At 30.1% G+C, this 2,658-nt stretch carries 3 protein-coding genes; all 3 read left to right on the top strand.

Going from position 1 to position 2,658, the window contains the following annotated elements; all coding sequences use genetic code 11:
- Window positions 1–796: 796 nt before the first annotated feature.
- The 3 genes from J1D01_RS17265 (at window position 797) to J1D01_RS17275 (ending at window position 2,402) form a co-directional block, all read left to right on the top strand.
- Window positions 797–1,024 carry a PLD nuclease N-terminal domain-containing protein gene (locus J1D01_RS17265; RefSeq protein ID WP_379944082.1) on the top strand — a complete coding sequence of 76 codons (228 nt, stop codon included), beginning with the start codon at window positions 797–799 and terminating at the stop codon, window positions 1,022–1,024.
- A gap of 445 nt (window positions 1,025–1,469) precedes the next feature.
- Window positions 1,470–1,952, top strand: a complete 483-nt coding sequence (locus J1D01_RS17270) for a hypothetical protein (RefSeq protein WP_421151751.1) — start codon at window positions 1,470–1,472, stop codon at window positions 1,950–1,952.
- 9 nt (window positions 1,953–1,961) lie between these two features.
- Entirely contained in the window at window positions 1,962–2,402 is a 441-nt protein-coding gene (locus J1D01_RS17275) for a hypothetical protein (protein ID WP_421151752.1), read from the top strand.
- The last annotated feature ends 256 nt before the right edge of the window (window positions 2,403–2,658 follow it).

The following is a 2,658-nucleotide window of genomic DNA, read 5'->3' on the forward strand; positions in this document are numbered from 1 at the left end:
TATTCCAATTGGTTCTATGCAACAGTTAAGAAGAAAAGAGGACTTGTACGTGTAATAAGGCTTTAACTTGAAGACCGTTTTAGTTCTCCTCTTTTCTTCTTTTAAATTAATAAATCAAAATAAAGGAGACCGTTGCCATTCATTGGCGGAACGCACTCAAAAACGGAAAATCGAAATTTTAAAAACTGATTTTTCATTATAAAAAGAGGAATAAATAACTGAATTGAATAATTTTACGAAACTAAAACAAATAGAATATGAATTACATAAAAACTGGATTAATAATTTCGACAATTATTATTTTCCTTTCGATGATATTTTTACAATATGACGTTTTTGGAGTAAATACTGTTAAAGATGTTTTTATAATTCCTGCATTTATTATAAATGCTTCATTGATTTTTAAAATTTTTAGGAATAAAAAACAAACGGCTGAATAGAACAATCTGAATTATCACTCAAACGCTGAATAAATTTTAAGCGGAATTTAGCAAGTTTCGGAATTGCTCACTCAAACGGAATCAAAAGAGTTTTCGGATTAAAAAACTGACCTAATTCACTCAAACATAAAAAGACGGAAAACGGGATTTAATAGAATAATCTGAACTCAGAAAAACAACGAAATGGCAACACCGTATATAATTTATTGCTAGTTCTAGCCTACTTACGAAAATCCTCGCGGATTTTCTATTCGGTTTTATTTGCTAAATTACGTGCTAAACCACGCAACAAACCATATACAAACACGTTAGCTTTAATGCTGAACAAAAATTATGAATAAAATTAAAACAAAATTATGAATCATTTTTTAGCGATTGGACCTTGGCAAATTATTCTGATATTAGTAGTCTTATTTCTTGGGATTTTACCGACAATAATTGCTCTTGTAGATATTTTAAAGAGTGAATTTAAAGGAAATAATAAAATTGTTTGGATACTAGTTGTTCTATTTGCAAACTTTTTTGGTGCGATTTTATACTTCTTAATTGGCAGAGAACAAAAAATAAAGATTGAAAAATTGTAAACTGACTTTGAGCAAGTTTACGGAATTTAGAAAACCAAAAATACTCGGTTGAGCAATTTCAAAAATACGCTGAATTCTCACTCAAACTCTGAATTGAATTGCGTCTGACTTTTAAGCTCGTTTACGGAATCTAAATCTGAATTAAAAACTCGGAATCTCACTCAAACAAAACTTAGCAAGTTGCGAAATTGCTCACTCAATCGGAATTGAAAAATATTGCGGAAATTTAGCAAGTTTGCGGAATTAAAAACTGACCGAAAAAAGAAAATCGGAAAGAAATATTAAGCGGACAAAAAAGCACTAAAAGCTAACACCGTGTAAAAAACATTGCTTATTTTAGTTAAGCCGTTTGGTCGTTGCTTTGTTTGCTAGCTTCTGATTTTCCTTCGGAAAATCCTCGCACACAAGCACGCAACGTTCCTTACACATAAACGTTGTAAAACATTTGAAAAAGACAATCAGCATACTATCATTTTTACTAATTCTTTCTTGCACTTCAGAAAAAGACAAGATTGAAAAAAGTACTGATATGGTTTATTTGGGCGGAATTATTGAAAACTATATGTTTGAATGTACTGACGCAAATCAATTAGAAGTTCATACTAAAGCTAAATACAATCCAAACGATTCTACTCTAACTTTCTTTATTGGAAAGTCAAAAACGGAATTCTTTCAGAAGTGGAATTTTCCATTGCGAGATGTTTATGTCGACATAAATTTTATTCATTCATTGACAGACACAATGAAACAAATAAACATTAAAGCGACTGAAAAAGACTCTGTCATTCAATATTCTGACAAAAGAAATATGACTTCCAAAATGACGACATCTTATAATATTTATTTATTTGATTGGTGTGATGAGGAAAAACAAGAGAATTTTATAAGTGCATTAAAACGAATAACTGAATTGAGTAAATTGAAATAAAAAAACAAAATGACAATCAAACCTGGAGTCGGAATTAATGATATCAAATTTGGAATGTCTGAAAGTCAAATTTTGGATTTAATTGGTAAACCGACTAAAATTATTATTGACGAAGATGACGATGATAAAAATCCCGTTTATCAATACAATGAACTAAAGTTAAGACTGACTTTTTATACTGAATACAATGGAAAATTAGGCTACATAAGAGTCGCAAACCCAAAAATTGAAATTAAAGGGAATCCAATTATCGGAATTCAAATCGAAGATGTTTTCAAATCATATGAATTGAGTAAAGAACATTGGAATGAAGAAAATTATTTTACTTTCAACTCATATTTTAATGAAAAGAAATGGACAACTCTGAATGTGGAATATGATGTAGTAACTGATATTGAATTTGGATATTTATTTGACAAAAGTGGAGAAAACCCTATTTGGCCGAATTAAAAAAACGTTTTACAACAACGTGTATAATTAATTGCTTTGGTCGTTGCCTACTTGGAAAATTCCTTCGGAATTTTCTCGCGTTCGTTTTTGTTTACTAAATTAGTTGCTTAAACACGCAACTAACCATACACGTATTCCAAGATCAAATCCTAATAAAAAATAGTTTTTTATTATGCCGCATGTTGTTGGAGAACCACGTATGGTGTTCCTCGCTTAACAACAGCAAATACTCTTGCTATTAGTTTGTTTCTAACAT

It is taken from the genome of Seonamhaeicola sp. NFXS20, from assembly GCF_049132085.1.
In the GTDB taxonomy this organism is placed as follows: domain Bacteria; phylum Bacteroidota; class Bacteroidia; order Flavobacteriales; family Flavobacteriaceae; genus Seonamhaeicola.

Excerpts from the sequence above, each read along its gene's own strand:
- J1D01_RS17265 (WP_379944082.1), top strand. The coding sequence starts at position 797 with ATGAATCATTTTTTAGCGATTGGACCTTGGCAAATTATTCTGATATTA.
- J1D01_RS17275 (WP_421151752.1), top strand. The coding sequence starts at position 1,962 with ATGACAATCAAACCTGGAGTCGGAATTAATGATATCAAATTTGGAATG.